A 16793-nucleotide genomic window follows, 5' to 3' on the forward strand; every position below is an offset into this window, starting at 1 on the left:
CGTCACGCACATGGCATCCGAGGCGACGACCCTGCGGGTGGGCGACCGCGACGTCCGCATCAGCAGTCCGTCCCGCGTGCTCTGGCCCGACCTCGGCGTGACCAAGCTCGACCTGGCGCGCTACCTGGTCGAGGTCGGCACGCCCTTCGTCGCGGCGAACGGCGACCGTCCGATCTCGCTGCAGCGGTTCGGCGGCGACGTCGACGGCGACCAGTACTTCTCGAAGAACCCGCCCCGCGGCACGCCCGACTACGTGCGAGCCGTCGACGTCACCTACCCGAGCGGCCGCGTGCACCCGCAGCTCGTGATCGACGAGCCCGCCGCCGCGGTCTGGGCGGCCCAGATGAACACCCTGGTCTTCCACCCGTGGGCCTCGCGCGCCGAGCAGCCCGACCTGCCCGACCAGCTGCGCATCGACCTCGACCCGCAGCCGGGCACGAGCTTCGCGGACGCCGTGACGGCCGCGCTCGACCTCCGGGCCGTGCTCGACGAGGCCGGTCTCACCGCGTTCGTCAAGACGAGCGGCAACCGGGGCCTGCACGTCTTCGCGCCGATCGAGCCGACGCACGAGTTCCTCGAGGTGCGGCACGCCGTGATCGCCGCCGCCCGCGAGCTCGAACGCCGCACCCCCGATCGCGTCACCACCGCGTGGTGGAAGGAGGAACGCGGCGACCGCCTCTTCGTCGACTACAACCAGGCCAATCGCGACCGCACCATGGCGGGGGCCTGGTCTCCCCGGGCGCTGCCCCGCGCCTCCGTGTCCCTGCCGGTCACGTGGGACGACCTGCCCGGCATCGACCCGGCCGAGCACACCGTGCTGACGGTGCCCGAGCGGCTGCAGACCCATGGCGACCCGTGGGGCTCGATGCACGAGTCGCCGGGGCGCATCGACACGTTGCTCGCCTGGTGGGAACGCGACGTCGCCGACGGCCTCGGCGAACTGCCCTTCCCGCCGGACTTCCCGAAGATGCCCGGCGAGCCGCCCCGCGTGCAGCCCAGCCGTGCGCGGAAGCCCGCCGCCGACTGACCCGCACCACACCGCGTCTCGTGCACGGCACCGCGTCTCGTCGGGGTGCGATGCCCGAAACGCGGTGCCCTGTGCCCGAGGAAGCGCTCGTCGCCTAGGTGAGCACCTCGCCCAGGTCGTACGCCGCCGGGACCTCGAGCTGGTCGAAACCGCACGAACGCGCCTCGCGGTCGTCGCGCCACCGTTCGACCTGCACGGTGTGGCGGAAGCGGGAGCCCTCCATCTGGTCGTACCGCACCTCGACCACGCGCTCGGGGCGCAGCGGGACGAACGACACGTCCTTGCCCGACGAGAAGCGGCTGCGCTCGGTCTCGGCGTGCCGCACCTCGCCGTCGTCGTCGCGGTCGACGAACGGCGCCAACTCGTCGACGAGCTCGAGGCGACGGGCGTCCGAGAACGCGGACGCGCCTCCGACGTTCGTCAGCTCGCCGTCGGCGTCGTACAGCCCGAGCAACAGCGACCCCACGCCCGAACCGCTCTTGTGGACGCGGTAGCCGAGCACCACCACGTCCGCGGTGCGGTGGTGCTTGACCTTGAGCATGGTGCGCTTGCCGGGAGCGTAGGAGGCGCGGGCCGGCTTGGCCACGACCCCGTCGAGCCCTGCGCCCTCGAACTCGGTCAGCCACCGACGTGCGGTCGTGACGTCGTCGGTGGCCCGGCTGACGTGCAGGGGGTGGTCCGCGCCTCCTGCCGTGGCGTCGGCACCTCCCTCGGCGCCTCCGTCGGGGCCTCCCTTGGGGCCTCCCTCGGGGCCGAGCGTCTCGAGCAGCAGCGCGCGGCGTTCGGCGAACGGGGTGTCGAGCAGGTCGCGCCCGCCGAGGGCGAGCAGGTCGAACGCGACGAACATCGCAGGGGTCTCGGCGCTGAGCTTCGCGACGCGCGAGGCGGCCGGGTGGATGCGCTGGCCGAGCGCGTCCCAGTCGAGCCGCTCGTGGCCGGGGTCGCCGGTGCGCACGACGATCTCGCCGTCGAGCACGCAGGGCCCCGGCAGGAGGCGGGCGAGGGCCTCGACCAGCTCGGGGAAGTAGCGGGTCAGCATCTTCGACCCGCGGCTGCCGATCTCGACGGTGAGCGGGGCGTCGGGGTCGTCGGCGTCGGAGTCGGCGCGTTCCGCGTAGACGATGCCGCGGAACCCGTCCCACTTGGGTTCGTAGACGAGTCCGCCCTCGACGGAGTCGGGCTCGGGCACGTCGGCCACGGCCTTCGCGAGCATGGGGACGATCGGTTCGGCGGCGGTCGGGATCATGCGCCGAGTCTGCTCTCGCCGGGCGGGCGTGCGGCCAGACCCCACGAAACCGCCGAGACCCCGTGCGCGCCGACGGGTCTCGGCGACGTCCTGGGGTGTGAACGCTCGACGTGACCCGCCCCGACCGGGTTGGATGGGCGAGTGCGTGTCTGTGTCGTCGTCCCCGTCCGCGACGACGGAGCCCTGCTCGACGCATGCCTCCGCTCGCTCGCGCGGCAGACCCGCGTGCCCGACGAGGTGATCGTCGTCGACAACGGCAGCACCGACGACACCGTCGAGGTGGCCCTGCGACACGGTGCCCGGGTGGTGACCGAGGCCGAGGTCGGCATCGCCGCGGCCGCGAGCACGGGGTACGACGCCGCCGCCGGCGTGGGGGCCGGACCGGGCGCCGCCGCACCCGTCGACCTCATCGGTCGGGTCGACGCCGACAGCGTCCTGCCCCGCACCTGGGTCGCCGACCTGGTCGGCACCCTCGTCGACGATCCGGACGTGCTCGCCGTCAGCACGAACGCCCGCTTCTACGACGCGCCCGTCGGCGTCGAGCGCCTGCTCTCCGCCCTCTACGTGGGCGCGTACCACCTCGTGATCGGGGCCGCCCTGGCGCACTGGCCGCTGTTCGGCTCGACGATGATGATGCGCCGCACCGCCTGGCTCGACGTGCGCGACGAGGTGCACCGACACGAGACCCTGCTGCACGACGACATGGACCTCGCCCTGCACCTCGGCGACCGCCAACTCGCCGGGCAGGGCCGCATCGCCTACCGCCGGGACGTCGTCACGGGCATCTCGGCCCGGCCGCTCGACCCGGGCAACGCCCCCTGGTTGCGGACGTACCGGGCGCTGCACTCGTTCACGGTGCACGGCACCGACGGCCTGCCGTGGTCGCGCTGGTTGCGCGCCGACCCGGCCGGCGTCTTCACGCGGCTCGGCTGGACGCCGTCAGCGGTGGTGGACGCGCGGGCGGCCGTGGCCGACGGCGTCGACCCCGTGTCCGTCGGCACCGGCACCGGCATCGGCTCCGGACGAGGAGGCGCGCGCGGCTCGGCCGCGGACGTCGCCCCCCACGAGGAACGGCAGCGCCAGCCCGGCCAGCAGCGAGCCGAGGCCTCCCGCGGCGAGGTCGCCGATCGTGTCGTCGTAACCGACGAAGATCGCCGAGTCGACGAGGGTGTGGCCCGCCCACTCGCCCATCTCCCACAGGGTGCCGGCCGCCAGCCCGAACGCGACCGTCGTCAGGACTGAGCCGACGCGGGCCGAGCGACCCGCGCCTCCTCGTCCACCGGTGTCGCCCGACGAGGCGATCCAGCCGGCCCGGCGGGCGAGGACGACGAACACCGCGGCCAGCAGGCCGTTGAGCAGGAAGTGCACCACCGTGTCGTAGCCCGTGACCCGGGTGTAGAGCTCGAAGACGCTGCTCCAGGCGGCGCCCAGGGCGGCGACGCCGACCATCAGGTCGACGCTCGCCCGGAGGCCGAGCATGCGGGGCACGAGGGTGCCGAGCAGCGCCAGCATCAGCACGGCGATCTCGACCACGCCCCAGCCGATGCCCGCGACGACGACGCTCAGGGCCGCGACCACGCGCACCGCGTCGGCGACGTACTCGAGGACCCCGTGCGGGCGGCGGAGGAAGGTCTCGGCGACGGTGGACATCTCAGGACTCCTCGGTGCGGTGTTCGGTGGTGCGGTGTTCGGTGGTGGGCTCGTCGGGCGGACGCGGGGCGGGGTGCCCGGACGGCCAGCGCACGACGGCGTGCACGGGGTCGTGGTCGGAGGGGGCGACGCCGCCGGGACGGACCCCGCCGACGCCGGCCCGCTCGACGTGGGCCCCGGCGTCGACGAGCAGCCAGTCCAGGCGGCGGCCGCCGGTGCGGGGCGGGCCGTAGTTCGAGAACGAGCCCCAGCCCGGGTCGAGCCGCGCGTCGGCCACCGCGCGGCTGTCGACCAGCCTGCCGCGGGTCAGCTCGCGGTGCGCGGGGGAGTCGACCACGGCGTTGAAGTCGCCCATCACGACGACGGGTCCGTCGAGGGCGTCGGTGAAGGTGCGCAGCTGCACGGCGGAGTGACGCCGCGAGCGGGCCGAGAGGTGGTCGAAGTGCGTGACGACGACGTGCAGCCGGGCCCCGGTCACGAGGTCGTCGAGCTCGGCGTGGACGGCCGCGCGGGGGATCATGTTGCCGTACGAGCGCGACCCCGGCACCGTGGGGGTGGCCGAGAGCCAGAGCGCCTCGTGGCGGACGATCCGCAGCCGTGTGGTGTCGACGTGCAGTTCGACGCGTTCGCCGCCGCGGTCGCGGTCGCGACCCGTGCCGACCGAGGCGTAGTCGGCACCGAGGGCGTCCGCGAGCTGCGCGGACTGGTCGGGCAGCGCCTCCTGGATGCCCAGCACCGAGGGTCGCTCGGCCTCGAGCAGGAGGCGCAGTGCCGGCAACCGGGTCGACCACCGGTCGGCCAGCGCGTGACGGGTGGTCAGCACCTGCGGCATGCGACGACGGACGTTGTAGGTCATGAGGTGCAGGTCGGGTGCGATGACCGGCCCGACCGTGGGCACGACCCGGTCGGCACCCGGACCGGTGGCGGCGGCGGGGGCGGGTGCGGGGTCGGTCGGGGGCGTCATGACGTGTGCGACGGTAGGCCGTCGCACACGCCTCCGCCCGGTTCAGCGCACGCGCTTGATGGGGATGACGGCCAGGGCGCCGAGGATCGCCGCGACGCCGGCGGCCCAGAGCATCAGCGTGTAGTTGCCCGAACCGGCGTTGCCGACGCCGAGGAAGAACAGGGCGATCGCCGGGGCGAGCGACTGGGGCAGGGCGTTGGCGATGTTGATGACGCCGAGGTCCTTGCCGGGACGGTCGGCGTTCGGCAGGACGTCGACGACGAGCGCCGTGTCGACGGCGGCGTAGATGCCGTAGGCGAAGCCCATGACGACCTCGGCGACGTAGAAGCCGGTGACCGTCTCGGCGTGGGCCAGCAGGATCAGGCCGACCGCGAAGAGGGCGGTGGAGCCCCCGACGAAGACCTTGCGCATCTTCAGCTTGTCGCTCAGCCAGCCCGAGAGCGCGGCGCTCGCCATCAACGCGATCGTGTAGAGCAGGACGCCGAAGGCGACCGCGGCCGTGGCGTCGGCGACGTCCGCGATGCCGAGGTGCTCCTGCATGTAGAGCAGCCGGTAGGTCGTGAACATGAACGTCGCGAGGATGATCAGGAACCGCGACCACCAGGCGAAGGCGAAGTCGCGGTGCTTCAGGGGGTTCGTCCAGAACGAGCTGACCAGGTTGACGAACGTGAAGGGCTTGAGTTCGTACTCGGGCAGGTCGTCGCGGGCGACGACCGCGTAGACGAGGATGAGCACGACGGCGAGGACGCCCGGCGCGATGAAGAGCACCGGCAGGTTCGCGACGAACAGGACGGCGAGGTAGGTGCCGGCGAGGACGGCGATGTTCTGAGCAAGGGCGATGACGCTCGAGGCCTTGCCACGTTGGAACTGCGGCACGTTGTCGGCGAAGCTCGCGGTCAGGGCGGCGAGCACGGCGTTGGCCGCGATCTGCGCGACGACCCAGGCGATGCCGAGCTGCAGCACGGTGGGGGCGAAGGCGAGCCAGGCGAGGGCGAGGTTGAACACGACGATGCCGCCCATCAGGTAGGGCCGACGACGGCCCCACCGCGTGCGGGTCCGGTCGCTCAGCGCGCCGACGAGCGGGTTGGCGAGGAGCGCTCCGAACGCACCGAAGGGCAGGACCAGCCCGATGATGCTCGCCGGGTCGTCGGGGTTCAACTGCTGCGCCTTGAGCTGCATGCTCACGTAGACCGGCGAGAGCAGGGCCGCGAACAGACCGAACTGGGCGAGCCCCAGCGCGATCATGTAGCCCCGCGACACCCGCACGGTGCTGATGGGTTGGGTGAGCACGCCCTGCGTGCCGATGGGGCCTGGGTTGGCCATGACGCCTCCTCGAGTCAAAACCTAGTCGCGCTAGGTGTTCGCAGAATACACAGCGGGTGTCGTCCGGGCAAGAGAATGCGTCGATTCGGGACGAACTTTTGTCATCGGTCGACATAAGTGGCAGAGTTGGGCCCAGACCACCTGAACCCCTCACGACAAAGGAGTCACTCCCATGACCTCGTCACCCTCCGTGCAGCTCTACACGGTCCGAGACGCCGTCTCGGCCGACCTGCAGGGCGCCGTCGCCCGCATCGCCGAGATCGGCTTCACCAAGGTCGAGCCCTACTCGTTCGTCGAGCGTGCCGACGAGTTCGAGAAGGCCTTCGCCGCCTCCGGCGTCACCGCGCCTTCGGGCCACGCCCCGGTCATCGACTCCGACGAGCCCGAGCGCGCCTTCGCCGCCGCCGCCCAGCTCGGCATCGGCACCGTGATCGACCCGTTCATCCCGAGCGACCGCTGGCAGACCGCCGACGACGCCGCGAAGATCGCCGACCGCGTCAACGAACTGCAGGTGCTGGCCGCCGCGTCGGGCCTGAAGTTCGGCTACCACAACCACCAGTGGGAGTTCGCGAACAAGGTCGACGGCCGCCCCGTCTACGACTTCTTCCTCGAGCGACTGAACGACGACGTCGTCCTCGAGATCGACACCTTCTGGTCGACCGTCGGCGGCATGGACACCCCGGCGCTGCTGCGCTCGCTGGGTGACCGCGTGCAGTTCCTGCACGTCAAGGACGGCAAGATCTCCGGCGACATCGCGACCGCCCTGCCCAGCAGCGAGAGCGCCCTCGAGGTGCCCGACGCGCTGGCCGCCGCCTTCAAGAACCAGACCCCGGCCGGTCAGGGCGACGTGGACGTCGCCGCCGTCCTCGCCGCCGCGCCGCACGCGCTGCGCGTCGTCGAGTTCGACGACTACGCGAAGGACGTCTTCGACGGCGTCGCCGAGTCCTTCGCCTGGCTGCAGGAGAACGACAAGTGAGCGGCGTCGACACGACCGCCGGCCGCACGGGACGCGTGGGCGTCGGCGTCATCGGCGCGGGCGTCATCAGCGGCACCTACCTCGAGAACATGACGCAGTTCGCCGACCTCGAGGTGCTCTTCGTCGCCGACCTCGACCTCGACCGCGCCCAGGCGCAGGCCGAGGCGTACGGCGTCCCGGGTCACGGCACGGTCGACGAGCTGCTCGCGATCGACGAGATCGAGATCGTCGTCAACCTCACGATCCCGGCCGTACACGCCGAGGTCGGCCGTCAGATCATCGCCGCCGGCAAGAACGTCTGGAGCGAGAAGCCCCTCGCGCTCGACCACGAGTCGGCCCGAGACCTGCTCGCCGCCGCCGAGGCGGCCGGCGTCCGCGTCGCGTGTGCCCCCGACACCGTGCTCGGCGCCGGCATCCAGACCGCCATGCGCGCCATCGCCCGGGGCGACATCGGTCAGCCCCTCACGGCGACCACGATGTTCCACGTGCCCGGGCCCGAGTCGTGGCACCCGAACCCCGACTTCCTGTTCGCGCTCGGGGCCGGTCCGCTCTTCGACATGGGGCCGTACTACGTGACGACCCTCGTGCACGCCTTCGGCTCGGCCAGCCGCGTCAGCGCGGTCTCGTCGAAGTCGTTCGACACCCGGACCATCGGCAGCGGTCCCCGGGCCGGCGAGACCTTCCCAGTCGAGGTACCGACGCACCACGCGGCGCTCATCGAGTTCGCGGGCGGGCAGTCGGCCCAGTCGACGTTCTCGTTCCAGAACGCGCTGCCCCGCATGGGCTTCGTCGAGATCAGCGGCACCGAGGGCACCCTCGTGCTGCCCGACCCCAACACCTTCGAGGGCGACTCGAGCCTCTGGCGGTTCGGCCGGGACGAGCCCGAGACGCTCACCGCCGCGGGCTCGACCTACGGACGCGGTTCGGGCGTGCTCGACCTGGCGCGGGCCATCCGCGGTGGCGACGCCGAGCGTGCCAGCGGGGCCGTGGCCTCGCACGTTCTCGACGTCCTGCTGGCGATCTCGTCGGCCGCCGAGCAGGGTGCGCCGGTCTCCGTCAAGTCCGCCGTGCAGCAGCCGGTGCCGCTCGACGAGAGCTGGGACCCTTCCGCCGCGACCCTCTAGTCCGACGTGCCGGGCTCGGGCCCGGTCGTCCCGGAGACACGACGTGCCGCTCACCTTCGGGGGTGAGCGGCACGTCGTGTCTCCTGGGCGAGGTGGGCGGACCGGGTGGGTCGTGACATCGCCCAGAGGAACGGGTCCGCCGCGCGGATTCAGGTCGCGCGGCGGGCCCGGGTCTGGTGGGGCGGCCCGTCCGGGTCGGTCGGGGAGGGGTGCCCCCGACCGGCACCGACTACGCGGTGCGGATCGAGCCGGTGGCGGTGTGGATCGAGCCCGTGGCCGTCCGGACGGACGCCGTGGCGGCCGAGAGGCGACGCCGCGCGCTGGCGGTGTAGCGACCGATCGACAGGTCGCGGCGTGCCGAGGTGCTCACGTACGAGCCGGGCGCGACGTCGGCGGCGAGCGAACCGACGTAGCTGCCGACCGTCGGGGCGGTGGTGCTGCCGACGTAGCGGCCGCCGAGCGGGGTGGCGGCGGTGCGGGCGGTCGTGGCGGTGGTGTTCACGGTGACTCCTCGGGGATGGGCGGGTCGTGCTGGTCGGGGGCCCGCGATCGGGGGATCGAGCGGGCGGCCAGCGGAGGTGAGGAGGGCGGCGCCGAGGTGCTCGACGGTGGCCCTGGCCTCCGTCGGCGTTGACACCACCATACGCCTTCTTTTGAATGAATCAAAACAATGGGGGCCCCGATCGTCGCTTTCGGGACAGGCCGCACCACGCCCGCGTCGTCGAACCAGGCCCGCGGATGGTTCGACGACGCGATGGTGGTGCGTCCTCGCAGCCGCTGTGACCTCGACCCGCGGCGACCCCGACCCGGTGCGACGTCAGAGCGAGGCGCCGCCGCACACGACGAGCGCCTGCCCGGTGATGCTCCGTCCGTGCGGCCCGAGCACGAACGCGACGAGGGCCGCCACGTCCACCGGGTCGACGAGCGCGCCCAGCGGCGGCACGACCGGAGCCGAGGAGGCGCGGGCCGGATCGGCGAGCATCGGCGTGTCGGTGGGCCCCGGTGCCACGACGTTGGCGGTGACGCCGCGCGGCGCCAGTTCCGCCGCCCAGCTCCGGGCCAGTGCGACCTGGGCCGCCTTCGTCGCCGCGTACTGGCTCTTGCCCGCGACGCCGACGGCGGTGCGGCTGCCGATCAGCACGATGCGACCGCCGTCGGACAGCCGGTCGACGAGTGCGTCGACGAGCGCGGCGGCGGCCCCGACGTGCACGGCGAGCATGCCCTCGAGGGCGGCGGGGTCGAGCCGCCCGAGCGGGGCGGCGACCTGGTAGCCGGCCGCGTGGACGATCGCATCGACCGACCCGACGTCGGCGACCGCTCGCGCGACGTCGGCGGTCACGGAGAGGTCGCAGCCGAGCCACGAGAACCCGTCGCCCAGGTCGACCGCGCGTCGGCTGAGACCGGTAACCCGCCACCCGTCGGCCAGCAGGAACTCGGCGATCGCCCGCCCGATGCCCGAGCTGCAGCCCGTCACCACGGCGTGCCGGTCGGTGCCGGCACCGTCACCCGCCCGCTCGGTGCCGGCACCGCGACCTGCCCGGTCGGCGTCAGGCGTCCCGTCGTCCGACACGGCTCAGCCCTCGACGTCGGGTCCGGGCAGATCGGCGGCCGAGAGGCGCACGTGACGGATCGCCCGGCGGTGCCAGGTGTACGCCACGTGCACGGCGCCGTCGCCGGTCTGCGTGATGCTCGGGTACGACAGCTCGCGGTTCAGCCCGTCGCGGGAGTTGTTCGAGAGGCACCACCCGTCGCCGTCCTCGAGGTCGACGCGGTGCGGCCAGCTGCGCCCGCCGTCCGTCGACACCGCCAGCGACATCGGAGCCCGGGGCGTGCCCCAGAACGCCGTCCGGCCCGCTTCCGCAGGCGACCCGGCCCGCGCCTCCTGGTCGAGGTCTGCGCCCGCGCCGGGCAGCACGGCCTGTTCGACGATGCCGGATTCGTCGATCTCGTCGTAGAGCCCGAGGCGGCGCGGGGTGGTCGCGTCGGCGCGGCGGTGGTTGTAGACGATCGCGAGGCGCCCGTCGGCGAGCGGAACCCACTGCACCGAGGAGTTGTTGTTGGGCAGCTCGGTCGGCACCGGTGCCGACCAGTGGAGTCCGCCGTCGGTCGAGCGCGACTCGTGCACGGCGTCGGCCCAGCGGCTGCGGAAGAGGGCGAGCAGCGATCCGTCGGGCAGCTCGTGCACGTTCATGTGCACGGCTCCGGTGCTCCCCGGGACGGCGACCTCACCCCACGTGGAGCCGCCGTCCCGGGAGATCATGACCGAGCTCGTGTCATGGTCGCCCACCCACGCCTGCCCGGGGGTCGTCACGCAGCGGAAGACCGGCACGAGCAGGTCGCCCGCGCGGGTGACGACCGGCGGTTGCCGGACGAAGACGCCACCCGTCTCGTCGGCCGCGAAGAGGGTCGCGGGCTCGGCCCAGGTGGCGCCGCCGTCGGTGGAGATGCGGCGGCGCACCTCGGCCGAGTCCTGGTTCCCGGCCCGTTGCGCCGTGTAGAGCAACCAGACGTCGCCCGAGGGGGCCGTGAAGAGCACCGGGTTCTGCTCGGAGCGTGCGGGGTCGTCGCTGAGGCGCACCGGTTCGGACCACACCTCGCCGTCGAGGACCGAGCACCAGACGTGGATGTCCGAGACGCCCTCCTGCGTGCCGCCGAACCAGACGCAGGCCAGGCGCCCGTCGGGCAGCTCGGCGAGGTTGGCCGCGTGCGACTGCACCGTGGCCGTCGGCAGGTACGCCCAGGCGCGACCGGCCGCTTCGGGCCGCAGTCGTCCGTCGGCGACCACGCCGTCGTCGCCCACGCCGTCGGCGACCGCGTCGTCCGCGACCGCGTCGTCCGCGACCGCGTCCTGCCTGCTCACGCCGCGCCTCCGGCGGTCGTGTCGGGCTCGTCCGTCGCGGTGGCCCGCTGCAGGTGGTCGCGGGCGGCGGCCTCGAGGTGGTTGAGGTCGCCGGCGACCGTGGCGAACGTGTAACCCGCGGCGAGCCGCTGCCGGGCGACGTCGCCGTGCGGCGTGTGGATGCCCGCGGCGATGCCCGCGGCCTCGGCCGCCGCCGCGACGCGGACGAGGGCGGCGTCGAAGGCCTCCTGCACGGCCGGGTCGCCCGGGTAGGCCCCGCCGACCGCGATGCACAGGTCGCTCGGCCCGACGTAGAGGCCGTCGAGCCCTGGCGTCGCGGCGATCGCCTCGACGTTCGAGAGCCCGTCGGGCGTCTCGATCATGGCGAGCACGATCGTCGTGTCGTTCGCGTCCGCCGGCACGGGGCCGATGCGCAGGCTCGACCGCATGGGGCCGTACGAGCGGCGGCCGTGGGGCGGGTACTTCGCGCTGCGCACGGCGGAGGCGGCGTCCTCGGCCGTGTCGACGAGCGGCACGATGACGCCGGCCGCCCCGGCGTCGAGGGCCTTGCCGATCGGCGTGATGTCGTTCGCCTCGACCCGCACGAGGCCGGCCGAGGTCTGCCCCGCGTCGATGGCGAGCAGGCCGGTCATCATGCCCTGGTAGCCGAAGAGGCCGTGCTGCGCGTCGAGGCAGACGTAGTCGTAGCCGAGCCGCGCGATGCGCTCGATCGCCGGCGGGGCGTCGAGGGTGATCCAGTAGCCGACCGCCCTCTCGCGGCGGCGGATCGTACGGGCGAAGTCGCTGGCGGTGCTCATGGTGCTCTCTCTCGTGCGGGGCGTGCGGTCGGTGCGGTGCGGTGCGGGGGCGTGCGGCGCGGTGCGGGGGCAGGGAGGCGCGGCTCAGCGCGCGTACGGAGGCATCGGCCCTCGCAGCTGACGCCCGACCTCGTCGCACGCCGCCACCACCTCGTCGGGCAGCGGCCCGGCGGCGACGGCGGCGACGTTGGCCGTCAGCTGTTCGGGCCGGGAGCCGCCGAGCAGCACCGACCCGACCTCGGGCCGGTACGCCACCCAGCGCAGGGCGAGCTCGACGAGCGTCACGCCGGCCTCGGCGGCGACGCCCGACAGGCGGTCGATTGCGGCGAACAGGTCGGCGTCCCAGTAGCGCTTCGTGTACATCTCGGCGAGGGCCGAGTCGCCGAAGCGGCCGTCGGCCGGCGTCTCGTCGAAGCGGTGCCGGCCGGTCAGGAGGCCGCCGCCGAGCGGGTTGTAGACCATCGTCTCGAGCCCGTGGACGCTCGCGAACTCGAGGTACTCGTCGTCGAGGCGGCGGGCCACGAGGTTGAACAGCTGCTGGGCGACGACCGGCCGGGGTGCGCCCACGGCGTCGGCGACGCGCTCGACGTCGCCGATCTGCCAGGCGGCGTAGTTCGAGACGCCGAGCGAGAGCACCTTGCCCTCGGCGACCAGGGCGGCGACGGTCGAGAGGGTCTCGTCGAGCGGGGTCGCCCGGTCGGGCTGGTGCAGGTAGAACAGGTCGAGACGGTCGGTGCCGAGGCGGCGCAGGCTCGCCTCGGCGCTCGCGCGGAGGGCCACGGCCGAGAGCGGCGGCAGTCCGCCCGCGTCGGCGTGCGGCATGCCCGCCTTCGAGGCGAGCACGACCTCGTCGCGCCGCCCGGCGAGCAGGCGGCCGAGCATCGTCTCGGTCGTGCCGCCGACGTAGGCGTTGGCCGTGTCGATCCAGGTGACGCCCGCGTCGCGCGCGGTGTCGAGCATGCGGGCGGCGGTGGCCTCGTCGACGGTGTCGCCGAAGGTCATCGTGCCGAGCACGAGCCGAGGAGGCGCGGGGCGCGTGGCTGCCTCGGCCACCGTGTCCGCGGCGTCGAGCGGGGCGGTGTCGACCGGGGTGGGGTCGAGCGGGGTGGCGTCGGTCCGGGCGGTGTCGGTCCGGGTCATGTGGTGGCTCCCAACGAGAGGCTGCGGACGACGTGGCGCGGCTTGACGCCGGTCATCGTCGCGGGGTCGAGGGCGGCCCGGCGCAGCCGCCGCGTGTAGTCCTCGGCGGGCGACGTGAGCACCTGCGCCGTGGCGCCCTGCTCGACGACGGCGCCCTGCTTCATGACGAGGACGCTCTCGCTGATCTGCTGCACGACGCCGAGGTTGTGCGAGATGACGACGTAGGTGATGCCGGTGTCGACCTGGATCTCGCGCAGCAGGTCGAGCACCTGCGCCTGCACCGACACGTCGAGCGCGCTCGTCGCCTCGTCGCAGATCAACAGGTCGGGGCTCGAGGCGAGCGCCCGGGCGATGCCGATGCGTTGGCGCTGGCCGCCGGAGAACTCGTGCGGGCGACGGTCGAGCGCCGTCGACGGCAGGCCGACGCGGTCGATCAGGCGCGCCGCCTCGGTCGCCCGGTCCTGGGCCGACCGCACGCCCTTCAGCCGGAGCGGCTCGGCGACGATGTCGCGGGCGCTCAGGTGCGGGTCGAGCGAGCCGTACGGGTCCTGGAAGACCATCTGGAAGCGGTGCCTCAGGGGCCGCAACCGCGCCTCCGACAGGGTCGCCAGGTCGGTGCCGTCGAGCACGATGCGCCCGCTGGTCGGCTGCAGCAACCGCATGACCGCCTTGGCGATCGTCGACTTGCCGCAGCCCGACTCGCCCACGATGGCGAAGGTGCTGCCGCGGCGCACCGAGAACGACACGTGGTCGACGGCGCGGTGGGCACTCGAGCCGCTGCCGTAGTCGACGACCAGGTCGTCGACCTCGAGGATGGTGTCAGACACGGGTGGCCTCCGGTCGGTCGGTGCTGGTCGTGGCGGGCGTGGACGGCGTCTCGTCCCAGGCGCCCAGGGTGGGCACCGCGGCGAGCAGCCCCTGCGTGTAGGGCTCGGCGGGGTGCTCGACGATCTGCCGCACGTCGCCGGACTCGACGAACACGCCGGCCTTCATGACGTGGATGCGGTCGGACACGAGCCGGGCGACGCCGAGGTCGTGGGTGATCATCAGCAGGCCGATGCCGCGCTGTTCCTGCAGCTCGAGCAACAGGTCGAGGATGCCGGCCTGCACCGTGACGTCGAGGGCGCTGGTGGGCTCGTCGGCCACGATCAGCTGCGGCTCGCAGGCCAACGCGATGGCGATCAGCACGCGTTGCAGCATGCCACCCGAGAGTTGGTGCGGGAACTTCCCCAGCTGGGCCGCAGGGTCGGGGATGTGCACCTGCTCGAGGAGGCGCACGGCCCGGGCGGTGACGGCGGCCCGACCGCTGGCGGCCCCGGCGATGCGGATGGCCTCGCCGAGCTGCGAGCCGATCGACCGCACCGGGCTGAGCGCCGTCATGGGGTCCTGGGGGATCAGGGCGACGGCCCGACCGCGCACCTTGCGCACGGCCGAGGCCGAGGCGAGCACGTCGAGTCCGGTGATGCGCACGTGGCCCGAGACGACGGCGAGGTCGGCGGGCAGCAGCTGCAGCACGCCCATGGCGGTGGTCGACTTGCCCGACCCCGACTCGCCGATGATCGTGACGGTCTCGCCCCGGGCGATGTGGAACGAGACGCCGTCGACGGCGCGCACGATCCCGTTGGTCGTCATGAGCTCGATCTGCAGGTCACGCACCTCGAGGAGCAGGTCGGGGTCGACGGTGTCGTCGGTCACGGAGGTCATGCGATCGTTCCCTTCTGCGGGGTCGGGGTCGGGGCCGGGGTCGATGCCGAGGCCGGGGTCGAGGCCGGGGTCGACGGGCGCAGCCCGACGAACCGACGGAGGCGCGAGGCCGTCGACCGGCGCGGCCGGTCCCGCAGGGCGTCGCCCAGCAGGTTGACCCCGACGACGAGCAGCACGATGAACAGACCCGGGATCGTCACCATCCACCAGGCGGTTGTGACGTAGTCCTGGCCGTCCGAGATGATGCGGCCCCAGGTCGCGAACGGTCGCTGCGGGCCGGCCCCGAGGAAGCTCAGGGCGCTCTCGAGCAGCACGGCCTGCGCGAGCAGCAGCAGCACGACGAGCGTCGCCTGCTTGATGACGTTCGGGACGACGTGGCGCAGCAGGATCGTGAAGCGGTTCAGGCCGAGCGTGCGGGCCGACGAGACGTACGGCTTCTCGCGTTCGACGAGCACGAGCGACCGGGTCAGGCGGGCCACCTCCGGCCATTGCGCGATCGCGATGACGAAGGTGATCACCGGGATCGACGGGCCGAAGAGGGCGACGACGAGCAGCAGCATCATCAGCAGCGGCAGCGACATCTGGGCCTCGAGCAGGCGGCTGATCAGCGTGTCGGCCCAGCGCCCGTAGAACCCGGCGATCGAGCCCAGGACGACGCCGATGGCGCCCGAGACGATGACCGCCAGCACGCCGATCGCGAGCGAGACCTGACCGCCGTGCAGCACCCGCGAGAGCAGGTCGCGACCGAGCTGGTCGGTGCCGAACAGGTGGCCGGCGGTAAACGGAGGCGCGAGGCGGTTGCCGAGGTCCTGGCCGTTCGCGTCGGGCAGCGGGAGGGCCTGGGCCAGCACGATCGGGATGATCACCACGAGGGCGCAGATCGCGCCGACCCAGAGCTTCACCCGTGCGGCGGAGGTCCGCCGGGCCGCCTCGGACCTCTTCAGCAGGCGGGGCGTGACCGCGGTGCGTCGCGCCTCCTCGGGGGTGCGACCGGCCGCGCCGGCGGTCGACGTGCCGGACGGCTGTCCGGTGGTCTCGGTGCGGGTCATGCGGCACTCGCCTTTCCGAGCCGCACGCGCGGATCGAGCAGGGGGTAGGCGAGGTCGATCAGCAGCTGGACGCCGACGGCGAGCAGCGACGTGACCAGCACGGTCGCCTGGATGAGGGGGTAGTCGCGGGTCTCGAGCGCCCGCACGATGAGCGACCCGACGCCGGGCCAGGCGAACACGACCTCGACCACGACGACGCCGTTGAGCATCGCCGCGAAGCGCGTGCCGAGGGCCGTGAAGACGGGGATCGCCGAGTTGCCCATGGCGTAGCGCCAGGTCAGGGCGCGCTCCGAGACGCCGCGCGACCGGGCCACGGTCAGGTAGGGCGCCGAGAAGTTGGTCGCCATCTCGCGGCGCACGAGCCGGGAGATCAGGGCCACCTGCAGGATGGCGATCGTCACCGTCGGCAGCACGAGGCCGCCCCAGGTGGCGAAGCCCGAGGCCGGGAAGATCGGGATCACGACGGCGAAGGCGCTGAGCAGCAGGATGCCGGTCCAGAAGTCGGGCATCGACTGGCCCGCGATGGCGACGACGTTGACGCCGGTCTCGCTGCGGGTGTCGGTGCGACGGGCCATCCAGACGCCGAGCGGGATCGACACGACCGCCGCCAACAGGATCGCCGCGAACGACAGGGTCAGCGTGTACGGCAGCCGTTCGAGCACGACCTGCACGGCCGGTGCCTGGAACGAGTACGAGGTGCCCAGGTTGCCCGTGAACAACTGCTGCAGGAACACGCCGTACTGCTGGAGCAGCGGGTCGTCCAGGCCGAACTGCTCGCGCACGGCGGCGAGTTGCTCGTTGGTCGCGAGCGGCCCGGCGTAGGCCACGGCCGGGTCGCCGGGGGCGAGGCGGATCAGCACGAAGACCGTCGACACCGTGAGGAACACGGTGAGCAGGCCCTGGCCGAGGCGCTTGAGGATGTAGGTCGCCATG

Annotated in this window: 16 protein-coding genes; 4 read left to right on the forward strand and 12 right to left on the reverse strand. The window is 73.0% G+C overall.

Annotation, left to right across the window (positions count from 1 at the left end; all coding sequences use genetic code 11):
* The first annotated feature begins 10 nt into the window (after positions 1 to 10).
* A complete protein-coding gene (gene ligD, locus IFT79_RS11645; protein ID WP_123570679.1) occupies positions 11 to 1027 on the forward strand; it encodes a non-homologous end-joining DNA ligase in 1017 nt (338 codons plus the stop codon).
* A 94-nt stretch (positions 1028 to 1121) separates the two neighbouring features.
* Here ligD and IFT79_RS11650 read toward each other — a convergent pair whose 3' ends face one another.
* Positions 1122 to 2273 (reverse strand): ATP-dependent DNA ligase, encoded by a 1152-nt coding sequence (locus IFT79_RS11650; RefSeq protein ID WP_249407984.1) that lies wholly within the window; start codon positions 2271 to 2273, stop codon positions 1122 to 1124.
* 141 nt (positions 2274 to 2414) lie between these two features.
* On the opposite strand from IFT79_RS11650, the gene IFT79_RS16925 reads away from it, so the two are divergent.
* Positions 2415 to 3515 (forward strand): glycosyltransferase family A protein, encoded by a 1101-nt coding sequence (locus tag IFT79_RS16925; RefSeq protein ID WP_342211833.1) that lies wholly within the window; start codon positions 2415 to 2417, stop codon positions 3513 to 3515.
* Positions 3516 to 3924: 409 nt separating this feature from the next.
* Here the strand turns inward: IFT79_RS16925 and IFT79_RS11665 are convergent, their stop codons facing one another.
* Positions 3925 to 4887, reverse strand: coding sequence for an endonuclease/exonuclease/phosphatase family protein (locus IFT79_RS11665; protein ID WP_192124322.1), 963 nt, complete (start codon positions 4885 to 4887; stop codon positions 3925 to 3927).
* Between the two features lie 42 nt (positions 4888 to 4929).
* Positions 4930 to 6210, reverse strand: a complete 1281-nt coding sequence (locus tag IFT79_RS11670) for an MFS transporter (protein ID WP_192124324.1) — start codon at positions 6208 to 6210, stop codon at positions 4930 to 4932.
* Between the two features lie 172 nt (positions 6211 to 6382).
* Here IFT79_RS11670 and IFT79_RS11675 point away from each other — a divergent pair, with 172 nt between their 5' ends.
* Positions 6383 to 7186 (forward strand): sugar phosphate isomerase/epimerase family protein, encoded by an 804-nt coding sequence (locus tag IFT79_RS11675; RefSeq protein ID WP_123570674.1) that lies wholly within the window; start codon positions 6383 to 6385, stop codon positions 7184 to 7186.
* The gene (locus tag IFT79_RS11680) at positions 7183 to 8310 is read left to right on the forward strand and encodes a Gfo/Idh/MocA family protein (protein WP_192124326.1); all 1128 of its coding nucleotides are present in this window, start codon (positions 7183 to 7185) and stop codon (positions 8308 to 8310) included. The genes IFT79_RS11675 and IFT79_RS11680 overlap by 4 nt, the downstream gene beginning before the upstream one ends.
* Positions 8311 to 8539: 229 nt before the next feature.
* Here IFT79_RS11680 and IFT79_RS11685 read toward each other — a convergent pair whose 3' ends face one another.
* The 9 genes from IFT79_RS11685 to IFT79_RS11725 all read right to left on the reverse strand — a co-directional run bounded on the left by IFT79_RS11685 (position 8540) and on the right by IFT79_RS11725 (position 16792).
* Positions 8540 to 8812, reverse strand: a complete 273-nt coding sequence (locus tag IFT79_RS11685) for a hypothetical protein (protein ID WP_123570673.1) — start codon at positions 8810 to 8812, stop codon at positions 8540 to 8542.
* A gap of 315 nt (positions 8813 to 9127) precedes the next feature.
* The gene (locus IFT79_RS11690) at positions 9128 to 9880 is read right to left on the reverse strand and encodes an SDR family NAD(P)-dependent oxidoreductase (RefSeq protein WP_342211834.1); all 753 of its coding nucleotides are present in this window, start codon (positions 9878 to 9880) and stop codon (positions 9128 to 9130) included.
* A gap of 3 nt (positions 9881 to 9883) precedes the next feature.
* Complete coding sequence (locus IFT79_RS11695) at positions 9884 to 11110, reverse strand: exo-alpha-sialidase (protein ID WP_192124786.1); 1227 nt, start codon at positions 11108 to 11110, stop codon at positions 9884 to 9886.
* Positions 11111 to 11166: 56 nt separating this feature from the next.
* The gene (locus tag IFT79_RS11700; RefSeq protein WP_192124328.1) at positions 11167 to 11967 is read right to left on the reverse strand and encodes an HpcH/HpaI aldolase family protein; all 801 of its coding nucleotides are present in this window, start codon (positions 11965 to 11967) and stop codon (positions 11167 to 11169) included.
* A gap of 84 nt (positions 11968 to 12051) precedes the next feature.
* A complete protein-coding gene (locus IFT79_RS11705; protein ID WP_192124330.1) occupies positions 12052 to 13107 on the reverse strand; it encodes an aldo/keto reductase in 1056 nt (351 codons plus the stop codon).
* Positions 13104 to 13934 (reverse strand): ABC transporter ATP-binding protein, encoded by an 831-nt coding sequence (locus IFT79_RS11710; protein ID WP_056046914.1) that lies wholly within the window; start codon positions 13932 to 13934, stop codon positions 13104 to 13106. The genes IFT79_RS11705 and IFT79_RS11710 overlap by 4 nt, the downstream gene beginning before the upstream one ends.
* Complete coding sequence (locus tag IFT79_RS11715; RefSeq protein WP_056046912.1) at positions 13927 to 14811, reverse strand: ABC transporter ATP-binding protein; 885 nt, start codon at positions 14809 to 14811, stop codon at positions 13927 to 13929. The genes IFT79_RS11710 and IFT79_RS11715 overlap by 8 nt, the downstream gene beginning before the upstream one ends.
* Entirely contained in the window at positions 14808 to 15860 is a 1053-nt protein-coding gene (locus tag IFT79_RS11720; RefSeq protein WP_192124332.1) for an ABC transporter permease, read from the reverse strand. The genes IFT79_RS11715 and IFT79_RS11720 overlap by 4 nt, the downstream gene beginning before the upstream one ends.
* Complete coding sequence (locus IFT79_RS11725) at positions 15857 to 16792, reverse strand: ABC transporter permease (RefSeq protein ID WP_043594466.1); 936 nt, start codon at positions 16790 to 16792, stop codon at positions 15857 to 15859. The genes IFT79_RS11720 and IFT79_RS11725 overlap by 4 nt, the downstream gene beginning before the upstream one ends.
* Between the last annotated feature and the right edge of the window lies 1 nt (position 16793).

The sequence above is a fragment of the Frigoribacterium sp. CFBP 8759 genome, from assembly GCF_014841655.1.
Lineage (GTDB): Bacteria > Actinomycetota > Actinomycetes > Actinomycetales > Microbacteriaceae > Frigoribacterium.